This is a genomic window from Saccharopolyspora sp. NPDC002578, assembly GCF_053592695.1.
In genome coordinates this window covers 65,563-72,572 of the sequence record NZ_JBSFWJ010000027.1, presented here as the reverse complement: position 1 = coordinate 72,572, position 7,010 = coordinate 65,563, and the positions used below count along the sequence as shown (strand labels likewise).

The following is a 7,010-nucleotide window of genomic DNA, read 5'->3' as shown; positions in this document are numbered from 1 at the left end:
GGTTTTCTTACCCTCTGTTTTCTTCTCGCTGCGGTATTTTTTTCCCGAGTGGCTCCGCCACGAGGGAAAAAGCTGTCCTCGCGAGAAGACACCTGAGAACCCGCCGGTGAGCAGCTTTTCGACGTGGGCTATGTGCTTCGCACATACAGGCACGGCTTCGCCGCAAGGCACGGCCTCCGGCCGTCAGGCACGGCTTCGCCGTGAGATGTAGAAGGGCCTCTCCCGTGGTGGGAGAGGCCCTTCTTGTTCGCGTTGGAGCTAGACCGGCTCTCGCTAGTCGTTCTGGAAGTACGACAGGAGGCGCAGGATCTCCAGGTAGAGCCAGACGAGGGTGGTCATCAGGCCGAAGGCGACGTACCAGGCGAACTTGGCGTCGACGCCGCTCTTGATGGCCTTGTCCGCGGCGTCGAAGTCCAGCAGGAAGCTGAACGCGGCGATGCCGATGCAGACGAGGCTGAAGATGATGGCGAGCGGGCCGCCGTCGCGCAGGCCGAGGCCGCCTTCCATGAAGAAGCCGGCGACGAGGTTGAGCAGCATCAGGATGGCCGCGCCCGCGAGCGCGCCGATGATCCACTTGGTGAGCTTCGGCGTGACGCGGACGGCGCCGGTCTTGTAGACCACGAGCATCGCCGCGAAGACACCGATCGTGCCCGCGATCGCCTGCATGACGATGCCGGAGCCGCCACCGCCGGTGAAGCCGTCGACGGCTCCACCGATGACGTAGCTGATGCCGCCGAGGAACACGCCTTCGACCGCCGCGTAGGCGATGACGAGCGCCGGGCTGACCTTCTTCTTGAAGATGATGATCAGCGACAGCACCAGGCCGATGATCGCCGCGGGCAGCGCGAGCGCGTAGGCGCCCGTGATGTAGGTCGCGGCGCCGGTGCCCACGGTGAGGGCGAGCGTGATGGCGGTCTTGGTGACCACGTCGTCGATCGTCATCGGGCGCGTCGCCTTCGGCGGCGCGGCCGGTGCCTGGCCGGGCGCGCCGAAGCCGCCCTGGCCATGGTTGAAGTTCGCGTACCCGCCGTTGGTCGGCAGGTTCTTGAACGCTGGGTTGCTCGTAGTGCGCAACTCGTCCTCCTGGGCGTGTTTTGCGCCGTCTCCGGTACAACGACCGAACCTGCCGGTCGGTTCCCCACTGGTAAAACCGACTTTACCCGCTTGGCGGTAGCCGGTTCCCGCCTGTCCGGAAGCTACTCCCGCGGGATAAACGGTGAAATGACGATCACTCACCGTCGCAACCTTTTCGAGGTGTGGCCGCGAGTGCCCGGTCACCACCGAAATGGCCGCTGCGCTGCGGCCGAACGAGCACGAGCCGCCTCAGGACACGGCGAAATCTCGCTCCGGGTAATGAGATCGATTACACCGAATGACCTCTTGTAGCTACCGCGCGTGACCGAAAGGATGCGCCTGGGTGTCCGCGTGCCATGTCGGGGGGCTTTCGCGCCGGTCAACGCCATGTCGCTCTGCACGTGACCGGATCGCAGCACGCCGATGCCCTCTCTCCCAGACCGAGACTGGAGCTTGCATGCGCACGTTCAGGAAGTTGCTCACAGCGGTGGTGGGTTCCGCTGTGCTCGCCGGCAGCGGTTTGCTGGCGACCACGGGAACGGCCATCGCCGCGCCGGAGGAAGGAATCGGCCACGAGACCACACCAGGACAGCCCTACGCGGGCATCGAACGGGACCGGGACTGGCTGGGTTCCTACATCGTCGGCGGCAACCAGGTGTGGTGCGTCCGGTTCGCGCTGAAGGCACCGGACACCGGCGAGCAGTACGAGCCGGGTGACGAGCTGCTGACCAAGTGGGGCACCCCGCTGGAGGACGACGTCGCGGCGAACATCTCCTACCTGCTGCTGCGCTACGGCAACACGGAGAGCGCGGACGAGGCGGCTGCGCTCGCGCACTTGCTGCACTCGTGGACGTCGGCGCCGCGCGACGAAGGCGACCTCGACCCGGGGCTGCCCTTCGACAAGATCGGCTACGACATCGACTTCCAGCTGGGCAAGCTGCCGCAGGGCGCCAAGGACGCCGTCGAGACCCTGCGCGCGGACGCGGAGAAGAACCGCGGTCCGTGGGAGGCCGCGCTGACCGCGCCGGAGGACCCCCAGGTCATCGGCGAGGCGGCGGACTGGACCTTCGCGGTCAGCCACCCCGACGGCACCGGCGTGACCGGTGTCCCGGTGAAGATCACCGCCACCGACGCCGAGGTCGAGGGCCTCGGCGAGGACGGCACGATCACCACGCCGGACAGCGGTGACCCGCTCCAGCTGAAGGTGACGCCCACCGGGCCGAACCCGAAGCTGGAGGGCGAGCTGGCCACCCCGGCCGAGCGCCCCTACGTGCAGCAGGCCGTCGAGAACCCGGACGGCGTGCAGCGCGTGGTGTCGACCGGCGGGGAGAACCAGGTCAAGGTCGAAGACATCACGACCGCGGTGACCGCGCCCGGCAAGGTCGCCGTCGGCAAGATCGACGAAGAGAGCAAGGCGGGCATCGCGGGCGTCGCGCTGCGCGTCAGCCTGCCCGACGACAAGCCCGCGCTGAAGCAGGACGGCACCGAGCTGACCGGCCCGGACGGGCAGCCCGCCGTGGTCACCACCGGCGACCAGGGCACGGTGGAGATCGCGGACCTGCGCACCCCGCAAGAGATCAAGATCACCGAGGTGGCTCCCGCGCAGGGCTACGAGGAAGCGTTCGACGCGGCGAACCCGCCGTCGGTCGTGGGCACCGTCGAACCCGGCGGCACCCTGACGCTGACCGTGACGAACAAGGCCAACACCCCCACCGTGCCGATCTTCATCCCGGCCGGTGACCCGGGTGTCAGCGGTGGCGTCGTGGCCGCCGAGGACACCGGCGCCCTGTCCCCCGGACTGCTCGGACTCGGTGCGCTGACGCTCACCGGCGCCGCGGTGGCCGGTGGCGCGGCGTGGCGCAAGCGGCTCGTATCGGCGGGTGAGCGTTGATCGCGCAGCGGCGGCGCCTGCTCACGCTGGTCCTGGCCGGCGTGGTCGGGCTGGTCGCGGTGGTCGCCGTCGTGGCGGGCACGCTGCTCCGGGGTGGCGCTGAGCAGTCGGCCCCGGCCGCGGCACCACCACCGGCGCAACCGGCTCCGGTGCAGGTCGCGGACCTGCCGCCGCAGCCGGTGCACGTCCCGGCGGGCCAACCGCCGGGCACCGTCCGGTTGCCGCAGGGCGGCCAGGCGGAGCTGGTGCGCAAGGAGATCGACCGGTCCGGGACCCTCCCGGTGCCGGACGGCGTCGGCGAAGCCACCTGGTGGGGTGCCGGTCTGGACTCCCCCAAGGGCGCGACGGTGCTGGCCGGGCACGTGAACTGGAAGGGCGCCGTCGGACCGTTCGAAGAGCTGTGGGACTCCGCTCCGGACCAGGAGGTCACCGTCGTCGACGACGACGGCACGGAGTGGCGCTACCGCGTCTCCGAGATCGTCACGCTGACCAAGGAAGAACTGCCCGCCCGCGCGGCGGACCTGTTCGGCCAAGGCGGCGAGCACCGGCTCGTGCTGGTCACCTGCGGTGGCCGGTACGTCGGCGGCGACCTCGGATACGACGAAAACCGCATCGTCGTGGCTACTCCGGCATGACGCGGATGAGCTGCGTAGTGGTCGGGTAGCGGAACCTCGGTCGGTCTGTCGCTGCGGGATCTTTTTCCCAAGTGGCTCCGCCACGAGGCACGGCTTCGCCGCTGACGAGATGAAGAGCTGGAAAGAGAAGAGCGGGGTCCCCATGTCGGGGGCCCCGCTCTTCGTTCGACTGCTTAGCCGCTAGCGGCGTTTCTTCTGGCTCTTCTTCGCCGACGCGGCCTGCTTGCCCGGTCGCTTCTTCTGCTGCGGGCGCCGGTTGACCTGGCGGCCGTCGGTGCGCTGCCCGGCTGCCGCGGTGGCCTTGCCGGGCGTGGAGCCGTTGGTGGCGGTGGAACCGGTCTCCTCCTCGGACGCGGCCTCGTCATCGGAGGCGTCGTCCTCGGCGTCCTTCTTCACCACCTGGCCGGGCTTCTGGCCGGGCTTCGGGCGCGGCGCGTCCTTCTTCGCCGCCATCTCCTTCTGCTTCTCCCGCTCCTGCTCGCGGTCGATCTTGTTGCTCAGGAAGTGCTGCTGGCCCAGCGTCCAGATGTTGTTCGCCATGAAGTACAGGACGATCGCGATCGGCAGCACCCACCCGGAGAACAAGGTGCCGATCGGCGCGACGTACATCATGAACTTGCCCATCATGGCCGTCTGCGGGTTGGCCATGGAGGCGTCGGTCTGGCGCTTCATCGACATGCGCATCGTGACGAACGTCGCGATGGACGCGATCACCATCAGCGGCAGGCCGACCGAGATCATGTTCAGCCGCGTGGTCCCGAACGCTTCGAGCACCGCGGTGGGCTGGCTCAGCCAGTTGCCGAGCTTCGCGCCGAAGATGTCGGCGTTGATGAACGACTCGACCCCGGCGCGGTCGAAGATGTAGTTGTTCGGCGCCTGCGGCGTGAACCCGCGCAGGACGTGGAACAGGCTCAGGAACACCGGGATCTGCAGCAGAGCGGGAAGGCAGCCGCCGATCGGGTTGACCCCGTGCTCGGACTGCAGCTTCTGCATCTCCTGCGCCATGCGCTGCTTGTCGTTCTTGTGCTTCTCCCGCAGCTTCTGGATCTGCGGGGAGAACTTCGCCATCTTCCGGCCGGCGCGCATCTGGCTGATCGCCGGTTTGAGCAGCACCACGCGCAGCGTGAACACCAGGAAGAACACCGACAGTGCCCAGGCGAACCCGTTGTCCGGCCCCAGCACGGTGCCGAAAACCCTGTGCCAGAACCACAAGATGGCCGACACGGGATAGAGGATAAAGTCGAACACTCAACCACTCCTGGTCATCGCCCGGCAGTCAAACCCCGGGCCCGCTTGCACGGCCGCGCCCGCCCTGTGCGTACCGGCCTCAGCCCTACCAGGGTGCCATGCCCGCGCACCCGGACGAGCCGCGGCGGGGCATTACCACGCAGCGTGATCGCCCCGACGCGGAGCGTCCACCCCACGAGCCCCGTCCGCCCCACCGCGCGCACCGCCGCGGCCGGCACCGCGGGAAGTGCGCGGACTCACTCCTCGGCGAGGGCGCCCAGGAGGGCTTCGCCGTACTTGTCCAGCTTGTTCTGGCCGACTCCGCTGATGGTCCCCAGTTCGTCCAGTGTGGACGGACGCTGCGCCGCGACCTGGCGCAGCACCGCGTCGTGGAAGATCACGTACGCGGGCACGCCCTGCTCCTTCGCGGTGGCCGCGCGCCAGGCGCGGAGGCGTTCGAACAGCGGTGCCGCCTCGGCGGGCATCTCGACCTGGTCCGCCTTGCGCGCCTTGGCGGCCTTCGGCTGCTTCGCGGGCTTCTCCGGTTCGCGGCGCAACCGCACCGAGCGCTCCCGGCCCAGCACCTCGCCGCTGGCCGCGGTGAGCACCAGCGTGCCGTAGTCGCCCTCCACCGCCAGCAGGCCCTGCGCGAGCAGCTGGCGCACCACTCCGCGCCAATCCGCCTCGCGCAGGTCGGTGCCGATGCCGAAGACGGTGAGCTCGTCGTGGCGGTGCTGGTCGACCTTGTCGTTGCGCTTGCCGAGCAGGATGTCGATGACGTGCCCGGCGCCGAACTTCTGCCGCCGCTCGTTCTGCAGCCGGTACACCGCCGACAGCAGCTTCTGCGCCGCGATCGTGCCGTCCCAGGACTCCGGCGGAGCCAGGCAGGTGTCGCAGTTGCCGCAGGGCTCGCCGTCCTGGCCGAAGTAGGCCAGCAGCTGCACCCGGCGGCACTCCACCGTCTCGCACAGCGCGAGCATCGCCTCCAGGTGCGTGCCCAGCCGCCTGCGGTGCGCGTCGTCGCCCTCGGAGTTGTTGATCATCTTGCGCTGCTGGACGACGTCCTGCAGGCCGTAGGCCAGCCACGCGGTGGACGGGAGGCCGTCGCGCCCCGCTCGGCCGGTCTCCTGGTAGTAGCCCTCCACCGACTTCGGCAGGTCCAAGTGCGCGACGAACCGCACGTCGGGCTTGTCGATGCCCATGCCGAACGCGATGGTGGCGACCACCACCAGCCCTTCCTCGCGCAGGAACCGGGACTGGTGCGTCGCGCGGGTCCGCCCGTCCAGGCCCGCGTGGTACGGCACGGCCGGGATCCCGTTCTGGCTGAGGAACTCCGCCGTCTTCTCCACCGACGACCGCGACAGGCAGTAGACGATCCCCGCGTCCCCGGCGTGCTCGGTGCGCAGCAGGTTCAGCAGCTGCTTCTTCGGATCGTTCTTGCCGACGATCCGGTACTGGATGTTCGGGCGGTCGAAGCTCGCCACGAAGTGCCGCGCCTGCGTCAGGTCCAGCCTGGTCGCGATCTCACCGCGGGTGGCCTCCGTGGCGGTGGCGGTCAGCGCGATGCGCGGCACGTCCGGCCAACGCTCGTGCAGCATGGACAGCGCGAGGTAGTCCGGGCGGAAGTCGTGGCCCCACTGCGCCACGCAGTGCGCCTCGTCGATCGCGAACAGCGAGATGTTCCCCTTGTCCAGCAAGGACAACGTCGACTCGACGCGCAACCGCTCCGGCGCCAGGTAGAGCACGTCCAGCTCCCCGTTGAGGAACGCGGCCTCCACGGCGCGGCGCTCCCCCGCGTCCTGCGTGGAGTTCAGGAACCCGGCTCGCACGCCGACCTCGGTGAGCGCGTCCACCTGGTCCTGCATCAGCGCGATCAGCGGCGACACGACCACGCCGACACCGTCCCGGACCAGCGCCGGAACCTGGTAGCACAGCGACTTCCCGCCACCGGTGGGCATCAGGACCAGCGCGTCACCGCCGGCGATGACGTGCTCGACGATGTCCTGCTGCGGCCCCCGGAACGAGTCGTAGCCGAAGACGCGGTTCAACACCCCCAGCGCGTCGGGCGCGGCAGGATCGGCGACGGGACTGCTCTGCGCGGAAGTCACCCGGCGATTCTACGAAGCGGCCCCCGACCGGATCCGGGCCATCGTGCACCGGTGTGTCGGACGGGCTCGCGCCGC

Annotated in this window: 5 protein-coding genes; 2 read left to right on the top strand and 3 right to left on the bottom strand. The window is 69.2% G+C overall.

Annotation, left to right across the window (positions count from 1 at the left end):
- Positions 1-273: 273 nt before the first annotated feature.
- Positions 274-1,074 carry a Bax inhibitor-1/YccA family protein gene (locus tag ACWD38_RS15350; protein ID WP_184484663.1) on the bottom strand — a complete coding sequence of 267 codons (801 nt, stop codon included), beginning with the start codon at positions 1,072-1,074 and terminating at the stop codon, positions 274-276.
- A 457-nt stretch (positions 1,075-1,531) separates the two neighbouring features.
- Between ACWD38_RS15350 and ACWD38_RS15345 the strand changes: the two genes are divergently transcribed.
- Positions 1,532-2,965 carry a hypothetical protein gene (locus tag ACWD38_RS15345; RefSeq protein WP_450124282.1) on the top strand — a complete coding sequence of 478 codons (1,434 nt, stop codon included), beginning with the start codon at positions 1,532-1,534 and terminating at the stop codon, positions 2,963-2,965.
- Positions 2,962-3,600, top strand: coding sequence for a class F sortase (locus ACWD38_RS15340; protein WP_184476762.1), 639 nt, complete (start codon positions 2,962-2,964; stop codon positions 3,598-3,600). The genes ACWD38_RS15345 and ACWD38_RS15340 overlap by 4 nt, the downstream gene beginning before the upstream one ends.
- 180 nt (positions 3,601-3,780) lie before the next feature.
- Here the strand turns inward: ACWD38_RS15340 and yidC are convergent, their stop codons facing one another.
- Positions 3,781-4,824 carry a membrane protein insertase YidC gene (gene yidC, locus ACWD38_RS15335; RefSeq protein WP_450124281.1) on the bottom strand — a complete coding sequence of 348 codons (1,044 nt, stop codon included), beginning with the start codon at positions 4,822-4,824 and terminating at the stop codon, positions 3,781-3,783.
- Between the two features lie 260 nt (positions 4,825-5,084).
- Positions 5,085-6,935: a DNA helicase RecQ gene (recQ, locus tag ACWD38_RS15330; protein ID WP_184476758.1), complete on the bottom strand. Its 1,851-nt coding sequence runs from the start codon at positions 6,933-6,935 to the stop codon at positions 5,085-5,087.
- Positions 6,936-7,010 lie beyond the last annotated feature (75 nt).